This is a genomic window from Roseivirga sp. YIW32, from assembly GCF_057219245.1.
The window spans coordinates 1,167,369-1,186,047 of the sequence record NZ_JBXVVG010000001.1; the positions used below are offsets into that span (position 1 = coordinate 1,167,369).

General features: G+C 43.8%; 17 protein-coding genes. 9 read left to right on the top strand and 8 right to left on the bottom strand.

What is annotated here, in order from left to right; translation table 11 throughout:
* Positions 1-86 precede the first annotated feature (86 nt).
* From AC2D6U_RS05665 to AC2D6U_RS05675, 3 genes are read right to left on the bottom strand one after another with little or no spacing between them, the layout of a single operon-like run.
* Positions 87-1,097: an agmatinase family protein gene (locus tag AC2D6U_RS05665; RefSeq protein ID WP_484719976.1), complete on the bottom strand. Its 1,011-nt coding sequence runs from the start codon at positions 1,095-1,097 to the stop codon at positions 87-89.
* Positions 1,097-2,371, bottom strand: a complete 1,275-nt coding sequence (speE, locus tag AC2D6U_RS05670) for a polyamine aminopropyltransferase (RefSeq protein ID WP_484719977.1) — start codon at positions 2,369-2,371, stop codon at positions 1,097-1,099. The genes AC2D6U_RS05665 and speE overlap by 1 nt, the downstream gene beginning before the upstream one ends.
* Before the next feature lie 59 nt (positions 2,372-2,430).
* Entirely contained in the window at positions 2,431-2,910 is a 480-nt protein-coding gene (locus tag AC2D6U_RS05675; protein WP_484719978.1) for a SixA phosphatase family protein, read from the bottom strand.
* A 145-nt stretch (positions 2,911-3,055) separates the two neighbouring features.
* Here AC2D6U_RS05675 and topA point away from each other — a divergent pair, with 145 nt between their 5' ends.
* From topA to AC2D6U_RS05700, 5 genes are all read left to right on the top strand, one after another.
* Positions 3,056-5,536: a type I DNA topoisomerase gene (topA, locus tag AC2D6U_RS05680; protein WP_484719979.1), complete on the top strand. Its 2,481-nt coding sequence runs from the start codon at positions 3,056-3,058 to the stop codon at positions 5,534-5,536.
* 75 nt (positions 5,537-5,611) lie between these two features.
* Positions 5,612-6,580 carry an alpha/beta hydrolase family protein gene (locus tag AC2D6U_RS05685; RefSeq protein ID WP_484719980.1) on the top strand — a complete coding sequence of 323 codons (969 nt, stop codon included), beginning with the start codon at positions 5,612-5,614 and terminating at the stop codon, positions 6,578-6,580.
* Positions 6,577-7,116 (top strand): HD domain-containing protein, encoded by a 540-nt coding sequence (locus AC2D6U_RS05690; protein ID WP_484719981.1) that lies wholly within the window; start codon positions 6,577-6,579, stop codon positions 7,114-7,116. Before AC2D6U_RS05685 ends, AC2D6U_RS05690 begins: the two co-directional genes overlap by 4 nt.
* A 117-nt stretch (positions 7,117-7,233) precedes the next feature.
* Positions 7,234-7,923: an SIR2 family NAD-dependent protein deacylase gene (locus AC2D6U_RS05695; RefSeq protein WP_484719982.1), complete on the top strand. Its 690-nt coding sequence runs from the start codon at positions 7,234-7,236 to the stop codon at positions 7,921-7,923.
* Between the two features lie 241 nt (positions 7,924-8,164).
* Positions 8,165-8,500: a hypothetical protein gene (locus AC2D6U_RS05700; protein WP_484719983.1), complete on the top strand. Its 336-nt coding sequence runs from the start codon at positions 8,165-8,167 to the stop codon at positions 8,498-8,500.
* Positions 8,501-8,605: 105 nt separating this feature from the next.
* Here AC2D6U_RS05700 and AC2D6U_RS05705 read toward each other — a convergent pair whose 3' ends face one another.
* Both AC2D6U_RS05705 and AC2D6U_RS05710 read right to left on the bottom strand, forming a co-directional pair.
* Complete coding sequence (locus AC2D6U_RS05705) at positions 8,606-9,691, bottom strand: o-succinylbenzoate synthase (protein ID WP_484719984.1); 1,086 nt, start codon at positions 9,689-9,691, stop codon at positions 8,606-8,608.
* Positions 9,691-10,275 carry a riboflavin synthase gene (locus tag AC2D6U_RS05710; protein ID WP_484719985.1) on the bottom strand — a complete coding sequence of 195 codons (585 nt, stop codon included), beginning with the start codon at positions 10,273-10,275 and terminating at the stop codon, positions 9,691-9,693. Before AC2D6U_RS05710 ends, AC2D6U_RS05705 begins: the two co-directional genes overlap by 1 nt.
* A gap of 107 nt (positions 10,276-10,382) precedes the next feature.
* On the opposite strand from AC2D6U_RS05710, the gene AC2D6U_RS05715 reads away from it, so the two are divergent.
* From AC2D6U_RS05715 to AC2D6U_RS05725, 3 genes are all read left to right on the top strand, one after another.
* Positions 10,383-11,027 (top strand): protein-L-isoaspartate(D-aspartate) O-methyltransferase, encoded by a 645-nt coding sequence (locus tag AC2D6U_RS05715; protein WP_484720585.1) that lies wholly within the window; start codon positions 10,383-10,385, stop codon positions 11,025-11,027.
* 115 nt (positions 11,028-11,142) lie between these two features.
* Positions 11,143-11,673 (top strand): acyl-CoA thioesterase, encoded by a 531-nt coding sequence (locus AC2D6U_RS05720; protein WP_484719986.1) that lies wholly within the window; start codon positions 11,143-11,145, stop codon positions 11,671-11,673.
* Between the two features lie 49 nt (positions 11,674-11,722).
* Positions 11,723-12,262, top strand: coding sequence for a DNA polymerase III subunit psi (locus AC2D6U_RS05725; RefSeq protein ID WP_484719987.1), 540 nt, complete (start codon positions 11,723-11,725; stop codon positions 12,260-12,262).
* Here the strand turns inward: AC2D6U_RS05725 and AC2D6U_RS05730 are convergent.
* The 3 genes from AC2D6U_RS05730 to alaS are packed head-to-tail and all read right to left on the bottom strand — an operon-like array spanning position 12,259 to position 17,530.
* A complete protein-coding gene (locus AC2D6U_RS05730; RefSeq protein WP_484719988.1) occupies positions 12,259-13,392 on the bottom strand; it encodes a redoxin domain-containing protein in 1,134 nt (377 codons plus the stop codon). The genes AC2D6U_RS05725 and AC2D6U_RS05730 overlap by 4 nt on opposite strands.
* On the bottom strand, positions 13,389-14,849 hold the full coding sequence (gatB, locus tag AC2D6U_RS05735) for an Asp-tRNA(Asn)/Glu-tRNA(Gln) amidotransferase subunit GatB (RefSeq protein ID WP_484719989.1): 1,461 nt from the start codon (positions 14,847-14,849) through the stop codon (positions 13,389-13,391). The genes AC2D6U_RS05730 and gatB overlap by 4 nt, the downstream gene beginning before the upstream one ends.
* A complete protein-coding gene (alaS, locus tag AC2D6U_RS05740; protein WP_484719990.1) occupies positions 14,846-17,530 on the bottom strand; it encodes an alanine--tRNA ligase in 2,685 nt (894 codons plus the stop codon). The genes gatB and alaS overlap by 4 nt, the downstream gene beginning before the upstream one ends.
* A gap of 110 nt (positions 17,531-17,640) precedes the next feature.
* On the opposite strand from alaS, the gene AC2D6U_RS05745 reads away from it, so the two are divergent.
* Positions 17,641-18,633, top strand: coding sequence for a peptidoglycan DD-metalloendopeptidase family protein (locus tag AC2D6U_RS05745; protein ID WP_484719991.1), 993 nt, complete (start codon positions 17,641-17,643; stop codon positions 18,631-18,633).
* Positions 18,634-18,679: the final 46 nt, after the last annotated feature.

The following is an 18,679-nucleotide window of genomic DNA, read 5'->3' on the forward strand; positions in this document are numbered from 1 at the left end:
TCATTGGCAGACGAATGGTCTTAAAAGTTGAGGAATCTTCTCGAATAAGTGCATGCCCTTTTGCTGCAATAACCCCTTCCATGAGATCATTTCATCAATTGAATAAGTTGCCACAAGACCCTCGCCCCAACATTAGCATCCCATTCATTGGCACCTACCTCTACTAAATCGGCACCGACGATTTCTTTTCCTGAGGCCTTCAATTGATTGAAAAGAAAAACAACTTGTTCAAAGCTAAAGCCTCCAGGTACAGGAGTACCGGTGTTTGGACAATACTGAGCCTCTAAACCATCGATATCCACACTGATGTAGACTTTCTGTGGCAATGCATTGATGATCTCTTTGCAGAGAATTGACCAATATTCCCCATTGAAAAGTCGTTCTTTCAATCGTTGGTCGTAAAAACAGGTGATACGGTCTTGTTCCTGAATGAGTTGCGCCTCCGCTTCGCATAGGTCCCTGATCCCTACTTGCACCAAATGAGCATTCTCAATTTGATCGAGCACATTCCACATAATGCTGGCATGAGAGTAGGTGAACCCTTCATAGGCTTTCCTTAGGTCAGCATGGGCATCGATCTGCAAAATACCGACCGAGTCGGTCTCTGTAGCGAGAACGGATTGGATATGCCCTAAAGGCGTGCTATGGTCTCCTCCAAGCAATATCGTCTTTTTACCTTCCTGGTGATAGTAGGCGGTTTCTTGTGCCACATACTCCATCAATTGAGAAGTTTCTTCATTTATGGCTCGCAGCACCTTGGCCATCTCTTCTTGCTGTTCGCGTGGACTACCCTCTTCGAGCCAAGCGATATAGTCTTCTGCTTTGATTCTCAGTTCTAGACCTAATGCATCCCAAACTTCAGGAATATCTGCCATGGCAACCTTCATTTGCCAGGCCTTTGGATTGTCTAATAGAAAATAATCTAGTTGACTTGATGCCTCTAGGATCGCTTCCGGTGCTTTGGAAGTACCCGCCTGATAAGAAACCGTCACGTCCCAAGGAACTGGCAACACGACAATGTCCGCATCATCTAGGGAATAAGGTAAACCAAACAAGCTTCCTTTTACGCCTACGCCATTGGGATCAAAACCGCTCATTAGATCATTTCTTTTACGAAGGAAGGTAGAGCGAAAGCGGCCCTATGGATTCCTTCATTGTAGTATTTCAACTTATTCTGATTGGTAAACGTCATTGCAGCTTCTTCATTGAGGTCCTTTAAAGGATGTGCGTTTCCTTTTGATGAATAAGAGAATGACCACATGCCCGTTGGATAGGTAGGAATATAGGCTAAGTAACAATGCACATTCTCTTGACCAAAAATTCCTCGGTAGGTCTGGTAGATCTCTTTAAACACCTGACTATTAAAGCGAGGAGATTCACTTTGTGTCACCATGATCCCATCAGCGCTCAGGATCCTGTGCACCTCTTTGTAGAACTCCACGGTAAATAAGCCTTCAGCCGGTCCCACCGGGTCTGTTGAGTCAACGATCACCAGATCAAAGCTGCCATCAGCCGATTCGTTGACGTATTTGATGCCATCATCAATGATCAGGTTAAGTTTCGGATGATCTAAAGCCGAGGCAATGGAAGGTAAATGCATTCTGCTGGCTTCAATCACTTTTTCATCGATCTCCACCATCACTACTTCATCCAACCCGTCGTGCCGAAGTAACTCCCGAGCAGTTCCTCCATCTCCACCACCAATGATGAGTGCTCTTTTAGGTTTGGGATGAGTCAACATGGGAACATGCGTGATCATCTCATGATAAACGTATTCGTCCTTTTCGGTAGTCATGACCATGCCATCTAAGGTCAGCATGTTGCCGTAAGCTTGTGTCTTGAAGACCGAAACCTTCTGAAAATCCGACTGTACATCGTAGAGCTTGCCGTCATGTTTCAATGATAAAGCGATTTGATCATCCCGTTCAGTGAACCAAACATCTCGTGTTCTGATCGGATCGCCTTCTATGGCACTCTTCTCATCCCTCATCGCTTGTAGATTGAAGTTCTTTCGTTTCAACAAGGCCATTTCTCCTCGCGATAGCTCTACAGCAGAACCATGCCCTGCTTGAAAGGCTTCTTTTAATGCCTGATAAGAAACCCAAGGATTCACTGTATCTCCACAGGTGAACAAATCCACCGAAGCATAACCATATTCGGGCCAGGTATGAATGGCCAAATGACTTTCTTGTATGACCACCACTCCTGAAACTCCATAGGGAGAAAAATGATGAAAAGTAGAGTTTATTATTGTAGCGCCTGCCTCTTCAGCAGCACTTTCCATGCTTTTTTCAATGCCCACAACGTCGTTGAGCAATTCAGGAGTACAGTCGTAATACTCCACGATAATGTGTCTTCCTAATGATGCCATTGTACGAAATTAGCGCATTATGACATATTTCAGTCACCCTTGCGTTAATTATTGAAAATTTAAGGTTCGAAAATGCCGTGGACCTTTCCACTATTGCTTGAAATCTCTTGCCAATCGTCGACTTCAAAACTCATCCATGCACATGTGCCGGGGGTAAAAGAACAGAAATCCGTACTGAGGTAATTAAAGAGTCCACTGACCGATGGATTGTGGCCAATCAAAGCGACCGCATTAAACTCTTGATCAAAGCGATTTACCACCGCTTTCAATACATTTTCTGTGGCTTCGTACAATTCTTCTGCGTCCATCAAGCGAGGGGAAGCTGTTAAGGCTTGCATTAGTAAGGATGCCGTCTGCATGGTTCGTTTTGCCGGACTGACATACAGCGCATCGAGCTCTAGCGATAAGCCCTCTACGTGTTCGCCCAGGCGCTTGGCTTGCGCTTCACCTTTCTTGGAAAGCAGTCTGTCAAAATCTCTTCTGGAAGATGAGTCCATCTCTGCTTCACAGTGTCTTATAATCAAAATATTTTTAACCATCTCGTTCTATTCTCAGTTGAACAACCACTGACTTGAAGAAAGACAAATCGTCTACCTTTCAAAAGGGTCGGCGTGAAGATATTTGTTTTTTTGAAAGTTTTATAGCCATCTTTGGGGCACCTTAGTACAACATCAAACAGCACTTATGTCAAAAAATCTAGTCATTGTAGAGTCTCCTGCTAAAGCCAAAACCATTGAAGGATATCTGGGTAAAGACTTCAAGGTGGTCTCTAGCTACGGCCATGTGAGAGACCTACCTAAGGGTGATAAAGCAATTGATTTTGACAATAATTTTGAACCCACGTACGAGGTAACGGCAGACAAAAGAGATGTCATCAAACAGCTGAGAAAACTAGCCAAAGATGCAGAACTTATTTACCTGGCCAGTGATGATGACCGTGAAGGAGAGGCAATCAGTTGGCATTTAAAAGAGGCTTTAAAACTAGACCCCGCACAGACCAAACGGATCGTCTTTCGAGAGATCACTAAATCGGCGATTCAGAAGGCATTGAATAATCCACGTGAAATCGACATCGACCTGGTCAATGCGCAGCAGGCGCGACGTATCCTAGACCGTATCGTAGGGTATGAATTATCGCCTGTACTTTGGAGAAAGGTCGCCCCTAAATTATCGGCCGGACGTGTACAATCGGTTGCTGTTCGTTTGGTTGTCGAAAGAGAACGCGAAATTGATCAGTTCACCGCAGAGAGCAGCTTTAAGGTCACCGCTTTCTTTGAATTAGAAGGCAGAACACTGAAAGCTGAGCTACCCAAAAAACTCAATACGAGAGCAGAAGCGGAAGCGTTTTTAAATTCTTGTATTGATGCAAGTTTCAGCATCGATAATTTGGTCACCAAACCGGCAAAAAGAACACCTGCGCCCCCATTTACTACTTCCACGCTTCAGCAAGAGGCGAGCCGTAAACTGGGGTATTCTGTATCAAGAACCATGAGTTTAGCTCAGAAACTGTACGAAGCAGGTAAGATATCCTACATGAGGACTGACTCGGTCAATCTTTCTGACGAAGCCATTCAAGGTGCGAATAATGAAATCAAAAGTGCCTACGGCCAAGAATACATTCAAAACAGAAAATTCAAAACGAAAAGTCAAAGTGCGCAAGAGGCGCACGAAGCCATTCGACCCACCAACTTTGCGGTGCATTCGACAGGTGCCAATTACGACGAGTCAAGACTTTACGAATTGATCTGGAAAAGAGCTGCTGCTTCGCAAATGGCGGATGCTCAACTAGAAAAGACCACGGCTACCATTGGCATCTCAACAACGAGCGAAACCTTAGTTGCCCATGGTGAGGTGATCAAGTTTGATGGGTTCTTAAAGGTATACATGGAATCATCCGATGATGATGGCGAAGAAGAAGCTAAGGACATGCTCCCTCCAATGACCATTGGACAAGAGATCCATTTGGATAGAATCTACTCAAGGGAAACATTTTCTCGTCCACCGGCAAGATACACCGAAGCCAGCTTGGTAAAGAAATTAGAAGAAATGGGAATAGGTAGACCATCAACCTATGCACCCACCATTTCTACTATTCAAAAAAGACAATACGTACTAAAAGAGAACAGAGAAGGTGTAGAGCGTCCGTATGAGGAATTAATTCTCAAAAACAATCAAATCAGGACTAATACGAACATAGAAACTACAGGGACGGAGAAATCGAAGTTATTTCCGACCAACATTGCCATGGTGGTGAACGACTACCTCACGGAGCATTTCGAAGATGTATTGGAGTACTCATTCACGGCAAATGTGGAAGAACGCTTCGACGGAATCGCACATCACAAAGAGAACTGGCAGGAAATGATCAAGTCATTCTATGATCCTTTTCATTCTTTAGTTGAAAAAGCGCTCGAAGATGATCGACCGGATACGGGAAGAGTCTTAGGAAAAGATCCTAAAACAGGCAAACCCGTTTCTGTTCGTTTGGGTAAATACGGTCCCTTTGCCCAATTGGGTGAAACAAGTGAGGAAGAGGACGCGCCTAAACCACAATACGCCAGCCTAAAACATGGGCAGTTTCTAGAAAGCATTTCACTCGAAGAGGCACTTGACCTTTTCAAATTACCGAGAGAGGTTGGAGATTATCGCGAAGCCACAGTAGTTGTTGCCGATGGACGATATGGGCCTTACATCAAATACGATGGAAACTTTGTTTCTCTACCAAAAGGTGCTGACCCCCTCAGCATTAGCTTAGAGGATTGCGTCGATCTTATTCGTCAAAAAGAAGAAGCTGACGCTCCCATCTACACCTACAAAGAAAAACCTGTGACCAAGGGCAAGGGTAGATTTGGTCCTTTCATCAAGTGGGACAATATGTTCATCAATGTGAACAAGAAATACGATTGGGACAACCTATCCAATGATGATATTGAGGAACTCATTGAAGAAAAGCTCCAAAAAGAGCGCGACAAACTCATCCATCATTGGGAAGATGCTGAAATCCGTGTAGAAAAAGCGCGTTGGGGAAGGCACCATGTCATCAAAGGCAAAACGAAAGTAGAATTGCCTAAAACGGTCGACGTGACTGAGATGACCTTGGAAGAGGCACAGGCACATATTGAAAGCAAAGCTCCAAAGAAAAAGAGCAAAGCAAAGAAGAAGTAAGCCCTGACTTCTTCATGATAGACTTTGCGGTTGAAGACTATTTTGTTTCCATCGATTTCATTAGATTTCGCTCATATGCAGCGAAAAATAGCTCTTCTGACAGTGCTTGTACTTATGAGTTTGTCTCTTTCGGCACAGTCATATCAAGAAGAAAATATTGAGATCTCCATGTCCTATGGAACCCTAGGAGGTGTATTGACCTATCCTACAGGTGTGAAGAAAATGCCGGCGGTCTTGATCATTCAGGGCTCTGGTCCAACCGACAAAGACGGCAATTCAGCCATGCTTCAAGGGAAGAACAATTCATTAAAACTACTGGCAGAATCATTGGCAAAACAGGGAATTGCCTCTTTGCGCTATGATAAACGTGGAATGGGAATGAGTGCCCAGGCTAAAGTTGTAGAAGCTGAACTTAGTTTTGAGGATTTCGTCCAAGATGCTGAGCAATTCCTACAGTACCTCTTAGCCGATAAACGCTTCAAACGAATCGGAGTAGCCGGACATAGCCAAGGCTCACTAATCGGCATGCTGATCAGTCAAAAACATCCGGTCGATGCTTTCGCTTCAATTGCGGGACCTTCTTTTTCTATCGATGAAACGCTAATGACTCAATTCAAGGCCAATCCATACAACCCTCCGAGGTTGTTAGAGGAAGCTGAAACGATTCTTTCCTCATTAAAAAAGGGTGTTCCAAAGGATACCGTCTCCCCTTTCCTACAGAACATTTTTCGACCAAGTATTCAGCCCTTTATGATGTCATGGATGAAGTACGATCCAACCGATGAGATCAGTAAGCTCAAAATGCCGATTCTGGTTATCAATGGATCAACCGATCTACAAGTAAGTGTTGAAGATGCACAGCGCCTGCATATTTCGAATGACAAGTCTCAATTGGTGATCATCAAAGGCATGAATCATGTATTGAAAGATGCCACCGCTAACCCGGTGGAGAATAATGCGACCTATGGGAACCCAAACTTGCTGCTGAATCAGCAATTCGAACAAGAGATCACTTCCTTTTTTATTCAACAGTTAAAGAAATGACAAAGCCTGAAGCCCAAGAGATCCTGCGATTAATGACAAAAGGAGAAAGTTTGCTTAGGCACGCCAGAACCGTAGAATTGGTCATGGAAGCCTATGCTGAACATTTTGGAGAAGACCAACAAGAATGGGCCATCACAGGCTTATTGCACGATGCCGATTATGAGGCCTTTCCGGAAGAACACCCCAATCGGATTGTAAATTTAATGAAAGAAAGGGGTGAAGAAAAGATAGCGCATGCCATATCGGCCCACTACACCAAGTGGAACGTTTCATACGAGACACTGTTGGACAAAGCACTTCTTGCCTGCGATGAGCTGACCGGTTTCGTCGTTGCCTGCTGCCAGGTAAGACCTGATGGAATAGAAAGTTTGACTCCAAAATCGGTGAAAAAGAAGCTCAAATCGAAAGGCTTTGCGGCAAAGGTCGAGCGAGATGAAATTGATAAGGGAATTGAGCTATTGGGAGTAGATCAAACTGCACACATACAATTCATTATTGATGTATTGAGGAAAAACCGGGAGGAATTAGGCATTTAACCAAACCGAATTAAAACCAAAGGCATCTAAGAAAAGGGCTTATCATCATGCGCACAGAGGATTTAGATTCGTGCAATAGGTTGATGACGACAAAGAACTGAATTACCTTAAACAGAAATGAAAAAACTGGTTGTGTTAACAGGAGCTGGCATCAGTGCCGAAAGTGGCTTAAGCACTTTTAGGGATGCGAATGGCCTTTGGGAAGGACATGATGTCACCGAAGTAGCCTCTCCTATCGGATGGCAACAAAACCCTTCCATGGTCCTCGAATTTTACAACCAACGAAGAAAACAAGCATTAAGCGCATCGCCAAACAGCGCACATCAACTGATGGCATCGCTGGAAAAGGAGTTCGATGTTCAAGTCATCACACAAAATGTAGATCATTTACACGAGGAAGCAGGGTCCACTAATGTCCTTCATCTTCATGGAAAGTTGTTTGAATCGAGAAGTACCTTGAATGAAAACTTGGTTTATCCCATCAAGGGTTGGGAATTGAAACTTGGCGATACTTGCGAACTTGGTGGTCAACTGCGACCGAACATCGTGTGGTTTGGAGAAGCTGTGCCGGCCATGGAACAAGCCATTGAACATGCAGCCGAAGCTGATCTCTTCCTGGTGGTAGGAACTTCTCTTCAAGTGTATCCTGCAGCAAGCTTATTGGCCTATACACCGGCAGATTGCTCAATCTACTTAATTGACCCAAAGGAAGTAAGCTATCCGGCCAACAGAGAAGTGACGATCATTAGAGCAAAGGCCACAGAGGGTATGGCTCACTTCATTAATGAGCTATCGAAGCTAACCTGAAGCTACGTTGTCCTGAATATTCTGTGTAGATATGAATGAATATTTATGCATCCGCTCTCAATGAATACATTAGATTTTGTATAATTGAATCATGAAACCTTTGACTATGAAAAAAATACCAAGTACCCTTTTCGTGCTACTGTTGGTTGCATCATCTGCAATGGCATAACATGAGTCTGAGATCGCTGCTATTCAAGCGCATTTCAAAGACAACAGCAAAAAGAACATCATTCGAAAGTACATGAGGCTCGAAGGCGAGACCGCAATCAAATTTTGGGCGATTTACGACGAGTATGAAGCTGCAAGACACAAATATGTTGAGGTTCAACAGGAAACGCTTGTTAAATATGTAAAGGAGTTTGATACCATGACGGATGTTCAAGCAGAAGAAATTCTTGATGCCGTAATGGAAAGAAGAGTTGCCGAAACGGCACTTCGACAGAAATACTTGAGAAGAATGGAGCGTGAACTTGGGGGACTAATTTCTTTGAAGTTTGCTGAAATAGACCATTATGTTGATTTGGTGACCGAAAAAGCATTTTCCGAATCCATTCCATTTATTGGAGAAGCTTGGTGAAATCCCATACCATCTAAAAAAAGCAGTCAATGACTGCTTTTTTTTTGCGCTCTCCTTCTACAACGATCATTAGGATAGTCCGAATAATGAATACTTATAGGGTATTCAAGAAACCAATTCACCGATCTGAGCCCAGCTAACGGGTTTATTATAACGCAACTGGCCGTTCTTGATCTCTAAAGGAGAAGGCCAATTATTATGATATAATTGTCCTGTCCCTAATCCTTGGGGCAAGGTGGGACGATATTGAGCTGTAAATTGCGCTATGGCATTCAATCCGATGTTGGATTCAAGCATGGAGGTCATCCACCAACCAATACCTCTGGACTCGGCCAGTTGAATCCACTCCTTTGTTGATAAGATCCCTCCCAACAATGAGGGCTTCAACACGAGAAACTGTGGTTTTATGTGATCCAATAAAGCTTTGCGCTCCTCAAAGGAGTGAACGCCAATTAATTCTTCATCCAAAGCGATGGGAAGGATTTCTTCTGCACAGAGTTCAGCCATTACATCCGTGAGTCCTTTTTTAACGGGTTGCTCAATGGAATGGATCTCCAATGCCGCTAAGGCCAATAACTTATCGCGGACTTCATCAGGCCCAAAAGCTCCATTGGCATCCACTCGAAGCGTGATTTCATTGGCCCCATAATGTTGTCTAATGTTCTCTAAAAGCTGTATTTCTCTGTTAAAACCAATGGCACCGATCTTCATTTTGATGGTACTGAACCCTGCCTTGAGTTTTTCATCGATTTGTTGCTGCATGAACTCTTCATCACCCATCCAGATCAACCCGTTGATGGGCATACGATATCGTCCGTCAAAAAAATCGCTTCGGAAAATACATTTGTCTCCCCCATTGATCAGATCTAAAAGCGCCACCTCAATTCCAAACAAGACAGAAGGTAAGTCTACCGGCACATGCTCTTTTAAGTACAAGAGGATTTCCTGTGCCGTCTCTGGTAGTTCTAGCGCCTCAAGTCTGTCTAAATGCATTCTCAAACCTTGGCCATAGGTTTCCTTATAATCAATGCTTAAGCCTTTCAAAGGACTTGCTTCCCCAATTCCCTGTCGACCGTGCTGATCACTGGCGATAATATACCAGGTAGGCTTTTCCGTGAAACTACCTCGAGACGTACCCGCCTCAAACCGAAAAGTTAACACATGAGGTACTATTGTAAATTTGACCTTCATTATTTACCTAACAGGCGTTTCACATACTTGCCGATAATGTCAAATTCTAAGTTTACCTCATCCCCTACTTTCAACTGATGAAATGAGGTGTGCTCATAGGTATAAGGAATGATGGCCACTCGAAATTTTCCTTCCGCTGAGTTAAAGCAGGTTAAACTTGTGCCATTGATGCAAATGGATCCTTTCTCAACCGTCACATTACCATATTGGGGGGCGTAGCTAAAATCAAATAACCAGCTCCCTCCTTGTTCCTGAATCGCTTCTACTGTACCAATCTGATCAACATGCCCTTGTACAACGTGGCCGTCAAAACGACCGTTGGCTACCATGCAACGCTCCAGATTGACCTTAAAGCCGGCATTCCACTGCGCCAAGTCGGTCTTCTTTAAGGTTTCGTCAATCGCCGTGACCGTGTGTTTTCCCTGATCAACTGCCACAACCGTTAGGCAAACCCCGTTATGTGCGACCGATTGATCTACTTTTAACTCATCGCTAATGGCGCTTTTGATGTCAAAATGAATGTTGCCTTGTTCTCTTGTCACTTGAACTACTTCTCCAAGTGTCTCAATAATCCCTGTAAACATGTTTCAATGTTAATTAATATCAGGGAGTAAATAGAATAGCACTCGGATTTGTTTGCTTGAAAATTCACTATGCCGAACTAAGGGAAAAAGCTATCTTCGAACCCAACATGGAAGACAGCTATAGACATAAGGGCATGCGCCGACAATTGGTGAAAACTGTCGCCGATAAGGGGATTCAAGACCAACGGGTGCTTGAAGCCATTGGAAAAATTCCACGCCATTTCTTTTTCGAAAATGCCTTGGTTGAACATGCCTATCAAGACAAAGCTTTTCCCATTGGTTCCGGGCAAACCATTTCGCAGCCTTACACTGTAGCTTTTCAAACGGAATTATTGCAGATAAAACCAGGAGATAAAGTCTTGGAGATTGGCACAGGGTCAGGTTATCAATCCATTGTCCTGCTAGAATTAGGCGCTCGCGTATACACGATCGAGTATCAAAAAGCACTCTATCAACAAACCAAAAGGCTCTTGCCTCAAATGGGTTATTCGCCACAGTTTTTTTACGGTGATGGATCGAAAGGTCTACCTCTTCACTCCCCTTATGACAAGATCATCGTCACTGCAGGTGCACCTGGCGTACCCGATAGTCTGATCGACCAACTGGCCATTGGTGGCATTTTGGTGATTCCTGTTGGTGATGAAAAAACACAACAAATGTTGCGCATCACGAAGTTGTCAGAGCAGAAAGTGCGTTCAGAAAAATTTCAGAACTTCCGATTTGTCCCACTCCTTGGACAAAAAGGATGGTAAATTTTTATATTTATATATGTTTATTTATTCATGCAAATTTTATTCTAAGTAGAGAGCTATATCCTGACAAACATCTCGTTTTCATTGCTTACCTTTGCCGATAAAAGAATATAATATGGCAAAACAAAGCAAAACTCCTCAGGCCTCTTGCGTCACAATGACGGAATTGGTCCTACCTAACGACACCAACACATTGAATAATTTAATGGGTGGTAGACTAATGCACTGGATGGATGTTGTGTCTGCCATAGCAGCTCAAAAGCATTCGAACCGCATCGTGGTCACCGCATCTGCTGATAACATTTCGTTTAAAAACCCCATTCAACTAGGAGATGTGGTCACCCTAGAGGCAAAAGTCACTAGAGCATTTAGTTCTTCTATGGAGGTGTACGTAGAAGTCTTTGCAGAGAATATTCCGTCCGGCACCAAATTCAAGAGCCATAGTGCCTTTTTCACTTTTGTAGCCGTTGACCAGGGCGGTAGGCCAATAGATGTTCCTCAGTTAGTACCTCAAACGGAAGAAGAAAAGGAACTCTATGCAGGGGCCTTGAGGAGACGACAATTGCGTCTAGTCTTGGCTAAACGAATGAAAGCAGAAGATGCCACTGAACTGAAGAGTTTATTTTTCGACCCCACCAGAAGATAAATCCTCCAATGGCAATGGTCTTTCGTCTTTCACTAGCTATTTTCACTTTATGGAAGAAGGAAGTGCATACCTCCCCTATTTAATCGATGAGCCCATTTATGTGATCGCTGAGGACTCGATCAAGAGTCAAGCGACCGTTTCATCAAAGGAAGCTGACTTACCAAGTGAGCCGACTCAACAAAGAGAAAAAGAAACCGAAGAGATAACCCTTAATCCCATTGTCACCTTCGGCGAGAATTTAAAGCATTGCATTGTGCTCTTCAGCGCAGAGGGTAAGATCTCGGCAGACTCAAAAGCGTTGTTGTTTAAAATTCTGGAGGCCATTAATCGAAAACCAAAAGATGCGTTAATGGCAAATGTTTATGGATGCTCTCCCGAACAGTTTAATGCCCTACTAGCAGAGCATCAGCATAGACACCTTATCAGTTTTGGGGTACGCACGATAGAGCCATTAGCGCAAAGTGCAGTCTATGCTCCAATAGAACTCAAAGGAAAGCACTACATACTTTCGGATCATTTAGAGGCTGTCGCCACAGATATGGATAAAAAAAGAGCGCTTTGGAAAGCGCTCAAGGAAGTTTTTCACTAAGGAACGGAAGGCTCCCCGAATATACTCTCCAGCTTTTTACGTAATCGAATACCCCTTAGGTTCTTTCCGATCACTCTTCCCTCAGGATCCAAAAGCAAGGCGTACGGAATAGCATTTACTTTGTATTTCACTGCTGCTGCTGATTGAAAGTACTTCAAGTCAGAAACATGTGTTGGCCAGATCAGGCCATCTTTGGCAATAGCATCAACCCAGCGGTCTCTTGTTCTGTCCAAACTCACTGAAAAAACCGTGAAACCGTCGTCGTTGTACTCCTTGTAAAGACTTACCACATTTGGGTTTTCTTTTCGACATGGACCGCACCAGCCGGCCCAAAAATCTAAGAGTACGTATTGTCCTCGGAGATCCGACAAGCTCATTGGCTCGCCTTGTGGGTTAGGTAATGTAATGTCTGGCGCAATATCACCGATGCTTACCGCAGGTCTGAAATTGTCGAGCTGAGCAGCAAAGAATTGCACATCCTTGGCCTCCGGCATTTGTTTCTGGAGTTTATTAATCAACGAGTCAAGGAAATTGAACTCATCCTCCTTGTCGGGGATATAATCCAGCACAAGCAAAGACACCAGGCTATTTTCATAGCTCCATGCCTTCTCTTTTAATTTTTTGATCTTTTGCTCTTCGAGCATCATCCCTTCATTGGTTAGCTCTTCCACCTTTTGAGCATCTCCGCTGTTACGCGCTGCGATGTAGCGCTGATTGAAATCGGTTACCACTTGTTGGTAGCCTTCCATGTAGCTGTAGAGATCGTCGAGGTATTTCATGTCATCTGAGCCCGTAACGGTCACTGGCGCTCCTTCAACACCTGTTGCTTTTACTTGAAGATCTTCATCTGATAAAACAATGGTCTCGAACTGTTTGCCGTACACATTGAGACGATAAAACCCTGGTCCATCAATTTCCGCTTCAATTTCAAAATTGCCCTCATGATCAGAATAGGCAGTCTTCACTGGGCTGATCTGGCCTCTTTCGTAGCGCTCCAGAATCACTTCACCTTGAGGAATGGCCTCATCGATCTTACCTGTTATAGTAATGAGGTTATCATTTTTAACACTACTGCATGCCCATGTGCCAATGGCAAAGAGTAGGAATAGACTTAAGGTTCTTTTATTCATTTCGATAGTTCTTTACGCAAAGCTTCTAGAATTAGTTTGGGATCAAGTGTTTTCCCTCCCCGTTTCATCACTTCACCCATGAAAAGACCGAAGAGTTGTTGTTTGCCCTTGCGGTATTTTTCTACTTCATCCGGTAAAGATAACAACACCTCCGATACAATCCGTTCCAATTTATTTGTATCCTTAGTTATCAGCCATCCACCCTCTTGGGCAATGTCCCATGCTTTTTGGGTAGACGCCATCAGATGTCCGAAGATTTGATGAGCAGAAGCTCTTGTCACTTGCCCTTCCTCTTCCATTCGAATCAATTCAGCAATTGCTTTTGCCGATCGTGGCAATTCGTTAAACGTGCGATTGTTATCATTACAGTATACCTTAAGGGGGCCTTTCAGCCATTTAGTAGCCTCTGCCGCTTTGTTGACATGCTCGATCAATTCAAGAGCAAAATTCGCTGTCTGGATGTCTTCACTTAAAAAAGCAAGATCTTCTTCTTTCAAGCTAAATTGATCCCGAAACATTCCTCTGACTTGTGCAGGAGTCCGATCTAACCCTTGTGCTATTGCTTGAATTTGTTCCGAACTGATGGCGAGTGGTGGCAGATCAGGGCATGGAAAATACCTGTAATCATTTAGTTCCTCCTTGAACCGCATGCTTTGCGTTATTCCTTTATCTGGGTCAAAGGTTCTCGTTTCACCGATCACCTTGTTACCTCGCTTTAGTTCATGCAATTGTCTTTTTAATTCATGATCAATGGCCCTTTTGACATGATTGAAAGAATTCATGTTCTTGATCTCCACTCGAGTACCAAGTTCTGTACTACCCTCCTTTTTGATCGAGACGTTAGCATCACAACGAAGCTCACCCTTTTCCAAATTGGCATCGCTTATACCCAAAAAACGAACGATACGGCGGATCTCCTGCAAAAAAGCTGCTGCTACCTGTCCCGATTTGATACAAGGGGTGGTGACTATTTCGATCAGCGGCGAACCCGCTCTATTCAAATCAATACCGGTTATTTCCGAGGCATCATGAAGCGATTTGCCGGCATCTTCTTCCAGATGTGTATGATGCAATTGAACCAACGTCCCTGCGGTTCCTTTTGCATAAGCTTCAACTACGCCTCCCAAACAGATCGGAGCGCGATCTTGGGTGGTTTGATAGCCTTTCGGTAAATCTGGATAGAAGTAGCTCTTCCTGTCGAAATATATACGTTCATTGATCTCGCTACCTACGGCGATTCCAAATTGAATGGCTTTGTTTACGACTTCCTCATTCAAGACAGGCAAAGTGCCCGGAAGGCCTAAGGAAACAGGTCCGATGTTGGAATTGGCCATCGTTGCCTGTCCATTCGCTTCAGAAGAAAATATTTTTGTTTTCGTATTGAGTTGCACGTGGACCTCAAGGCCTATTGTGGCTTCAAACCCAGCCTCCTTCAATATGGCAGTGCTATCTGTCAAAGAGCTGCAATTAGCTGCTTCGCTTGCTTCACTACCTCGTCCAGACCTCCTAAGTCTTTTCCTCCAGCTGTAGCAAAAAATGGCTGGCCTCCGCCTCCACCTTTGATATGCTTGGCCAACTCTCTGACGATATTTCCTGCATTTGCTTTTTTGGTTGTCACCAATTCGTCATCGACGATCACCGCGATTTGTGGTTTCCCTTGTATATCTGCGGCCAACACACCAAAAAATCCGTTGACTTCATTTTTCAATTCGAAAGCTAACTTCTTTAAGGCATCTGCATTGGGTAGCACCACCTTTTCAATAAGGACATTCATATCCCCAACCTGCTGTAGTTTATTCAAAAGCCCTTCTTTGACTTGATTGGCTTGTTTTGCATGTAAAGACTCTATCTCCTTGGTTAGCCTTTTTTGCTCCTCAAGAAGTGACTGAATGGCCTTTTCGATGTCTTTGGGGTTCTTCAAAAGGTCTTTCACTGCCGACAGTGACCTTTCTTGGTCTTGCACGTAGTCGAAGGCTTTCGGACCAGTATAGGCCTCTATCCTACGCACTCCGGCCGCGACGGCACTTTCTGCAATGATCTTGAAGGTTCCGATAACACCAGTGGCCGGCACATGTATTCCACCACACAATTCAACCGAATTCTCCGGATCGAAGGTGATCACTCGAACAAAATCGCCGTATTTTTCTCCGAATAAAGCTGTGGCCCCTAATTTTTTCGCCTCGTCAATCGGAACATTCCTTTTTTCATCTAAGGCGATGTTCTGTCTAACCCGTTGATTCACAAGCTGCTCGATCTGTTCGATCTCCTCAGCTGTAACCTTCTGAAAATGTGAAAAATCAAACCTGAGCACCTCGTCCGACACCAACGAACCCTTTTGTTGCACATGGTCACCTAATACTGCTCTCAATGCGGCATGCAAAAGATGTGTTGCTGAGTGGTTGTTCTTGATCAAATCTCGACGAGCAGTATTCACAGAAGCAGTAAAATCTGCCTCAACATCTTGAGGAAGTTTTTTGGTGAAGTGAACGATCAAATCATTCTCCTTTTGCGTATCGTAAATGAATACTTCATCCTTGGCTGATCTTAAGAATCCCTGATCCCCAATTTGACCACCACTTTCTCCGTAAAAAGGGGTCTTATCAAGTATGATCTGGTAAACCTTTCCCTTTTTATCCAATACCTCTCTGTATTTTAAGATCTTTGCGGAAGACTCGACATGATCATAGCCAACGAATTCGGAAATGTCATCATTGAGCACTACCCAATCCCCTTTATCAGAGGCAGCATCAGCTTTAGAACGTTCCTTTTGTGCTTTCATCGCCTGCTGGAAACCTTCAGCATCTACCCCCAGGCCATTCTCTCTGGCGATCAGTTCTGTAAGATCTAGTGGGAATCCGAAGGTATCGGATAATTCAAAGGCAACTTTACCGTCTAGTTGAAATTGCGCTCGTTCCGAAGAGTCCTGAGTCTCGTTTAAAAGTGCTTGCGCATTCTTTATTGCTTCCTTGACCTCTGGCTTTTCAAACTCTTCACTTAGTCTTTTCAAGCCTTTCTCCAACGTGCGTAAAAAGGCCAATTCTTCTTCTTTGATGACTTTTGTAATAAACTCTCGCTGACTTACCAATTCATCAAAAAAGCCTTCGTATTGCTCCGCCAATACATCAACCAATTGATGGATAAAAGGCGATTTCAGCTGTAAGAACGTATAGCCATAACGTACTGCTCTTCTCAAGATCCTTCTGATCACATAGCCTGCCTTGTTATTGCTTGGCAATTGGCCATCAGCGATGGCAAAAGCAATGGCTCTGACATGATCTACGATCACACGTATGGCGATATCCGTTTTTTCAGACTCACCGTACGCTACTCCAGAGTATTCCTCTATCTTGGCAATAAGAGGGCTAAATACATCCGTATCGTAATTCGACAATTTCCCTTGCAAGGCCATTGCCAAGCGCTCAAAGCCCATTCCGGTATCGATATGTTGGGCGGGAAGGTCTTCCAAATGACCATCGGCTTTCCGATCATATTGCATGAACACCAAATTCCAGATCTCCACCACTTGCGGATGGTCTTGGTTGACCAGGTCTTTACCCGGAACTTTCGCTTGCTCCTCTGCTGACCGAAGGTCGATATGGATCTCGGAACAGGGCCCGCAAGGTCCTGTGTCTCCCATTTCCCAAAAATTATCCTTTTTGTCTCCGTTGAGAATGCGTTCTTCTTCGATCAGCTCTTTCCAATGATCAAAGGCCTCTTGATCAAAAGCTAAATTGTCGGATTGATCTCCTTCAAAAACCGTTACATACAACCGGTCTTTCGGTAATTGGTAAACTTCTGTCAACAGTTCCCAGGCCCATGAAATGGCCTCTTTTTTGAAATAATCGCCAAAGGACCAGTTGCCCAGCATCTCGAACATGGTATGGTGATAGGTATCTATTCCAACCTCTTCCAGGTCGTTGTGCTTGCCAGAAACACGCAGACATTTTTGTGAGTTTACTGCGCGCTTGTAGTCTACTGCTGCATTTCCAAGAAATAAATCTTTGAATTGATTCATCCCCGCATTAGTAAACATCAACGTAGGGTCGTTTTTAAGCACCATCGGTGCAGAAGGAACATAGCGATGTCCTTTTGCCTCGAAAAACTTGATGAACTGCTTCCTGATCTCTTTTGACTGCATGTTGGGAACCCTAGTTAGGTCGTGAACGTTTGACTAATTTTATTACTTTTGTTTTGCTATCGATGCTAACAAGTGGACAAAATTAGGAGAATTTCAAAAAAGGACTCCCAATGAGTAAGATAAAATATTACTACGATACCGAGACCTGTAAATACGAACGGGTAAGAGTTAAAAAACGCGATGTGGTGATCAATGCACTGGGTTTTCTCTCTCTTTCGATCGTTCTGGCCGTTAGCATAATTCTGGTTCTCAGCCAGTATTTCGACTCTCCTAAAGAAGCGGCCTTAAAACAAGAAAATGCTGACTTGCGCCAGTATTACGGCCTAATGGAATCTCAATTGAACAACATGGAAGACATGTTAGAGGTATTGCAGGCGAAAGATGATAAGGTCTACCGCGCTATTTTCGAAGCAGAACCTATTCCAACCACTGTCCGGGAAGCTGGATCAGGCGGTGTATTGAAATACAAAAACCTGTTAGAAAGTAAGCTGGAGAACAAGGAACTCATCATTGGTAATTTGAATAAGTTGGATAAGGTCAAAAAGAAAATTTATATCCAAACCAAGTCATACGATGAGATCTTGGCTCTTGCCAATAGCAAAGAAGAGTATTATGCAGCGATGCCAGCCATCCAACCGATCAAGAACGACGACCTAAGACGTTTTGCTTCTGGCTTTGGCTATCGAACTGACCCTATTTTGAAAGTAAAGAAGATGCATTACGGTGCGGATTTTTCGGCTGAACAAGGGACACCAATCTATGCCACAGCAGATGGCGTCATTTCACGCACAAGAAAGTCCGTAACGGGGCTGGGCTGGAACATTAAGATCGATCATGGTTTTGGAATGGAGACGCTCTATGGTCACATGAGTCGTTTTGCAGTGAAAGCTGGTGAGAAAGTTAAACGTGGGCAAATCATTGGTTACGTAGGCAACACGGGGAAATCTACTGCACCTCACTTGCATTACGAAGTACACATCAACGGGCAAGCGAGAAACCCGGTTTATTATTTTTATCAAGACCTGAATGCTGATGAATTCGATGAGATCCTTAGGTTATCGTCCATTGAAAATCAATCGTTAGGATCTTATTCAAATCGTTAATGTTTGAAGCAAGAATTAAAAATAGTTAAAGTAATTGTTTTAATAT

Bases quoted from the DNA above. Each gene is read 5' to 3' on its own strand.
- AC2D6U_RS05665 (WP_484719976.1), bottom strand. From the start codon at position 1,097: ATGAGCGGTTTTGATCCCAATGGCGTAGGCGTAAAAGGAAGCTTGTTT.
- speE (WP_484719977.1), bottom strand. From the start codon at position 2,371: ATGGCATCATTAGGAAGACACATTATCGTGGAGTATTACGACTGTACT.
- AC2D6U_RS05675 (WP_484719978.1), bottom strand. From the start codon at position 2,910: ATGGTTAAAAATATTTTGATTATAAGACACTGTGAAGCAGAGATGGAC.
- topA (WP_484719979.1), top strand. From the start codon at position 3,056: ATGTCAAAAAATCTAGTCATTGTAGAGTCTCCTGCTAAAGCCAAAACC.
- AC2D6U_RS05685 (WP_484719980.1), top strand. From the start codon at position 5,612: ATGCAGCGAAAAATAGCTCTTCTGACAGTGCTTGTACTTATGAGTTTG.
- AC2D6U_RS05690 (WP_484719981.1), top strand. From the start codon at position 6,577: ATGACAAAGCCTGAAGCCCAAGAGATCCTGCGATTAATGACAAAAGGA.
- AC2D6U_RS05695 (WP_484719982.1), top strand. From the start codon at position 7,234: ATGAAAAAACTGGTTGTGTTAACAGGAGCTGGCATCAGTGCCGAAAGT.
- AC2D6U_RS05700 (WP_484719983.1), top strand. From the start codon at position 8,165: ATGAGGCTCGAAGGCGAGACCGCAATCAAATTTTGGGCGATTTACGAC.
- AC2D6U_RS05705 (WP_484719984.1), bottom strand. From the start codon at position 9,691: ATGAAGGTCAAATTTACAATAGTACCTCATGTGTTAACTTTTCGGTTT.
- AC2D6U_RS05710 (WP_484719985.1), bottom strand. From the start codon at position 10,275: ATGTTTACAGGGATTATTGAGACACTTGGAGAAGTAGTTCAAGTGACA.
- AC2D6U_RS05715 (WP_484720585.1), top strand. From the start codon at position 10,383: ATGGAAGACAGCTATAGACATAAGGGCATGCGCCGACAATTGGTGAAA.
- AC2D6U_RS05720 (WP_484719986.1), top strand. From the start codon at position 11,143: ATGGCAAAACAAAGCAAAACTCCTCAGGCCTCTTGCGTCACAATGACG.
- AC2D6U_RS05725 (WP_484719987.1), top strand. From the start codon at position 11,723: ATGGAAGAAGGAAGTGCATACCTCCCCTATTTAATCGATGAGCCCATT.
- AC2D6U_RS05730 (WP_484719988.1), bottom strand. From the start codon at position 13,392: ATGAATAAAAGAACCTTAAGTCTATTCCTACTCTTTGCCATTGGCACA.
- alaS (WP_484719990.1), bottom strand. From the start codon at position 17,530: ATGCAGTCAAAAGAGATCAGGAAGCAGTTCATCAAGTTTTTCGAGGCA.
- AC2D6U_RS05745 (WP_484719991.1), top strand. From the start codon at position 17,641: ATGAGTAAGATAAAATATTACTACGATACCGAGACCTGTAAATACGAA.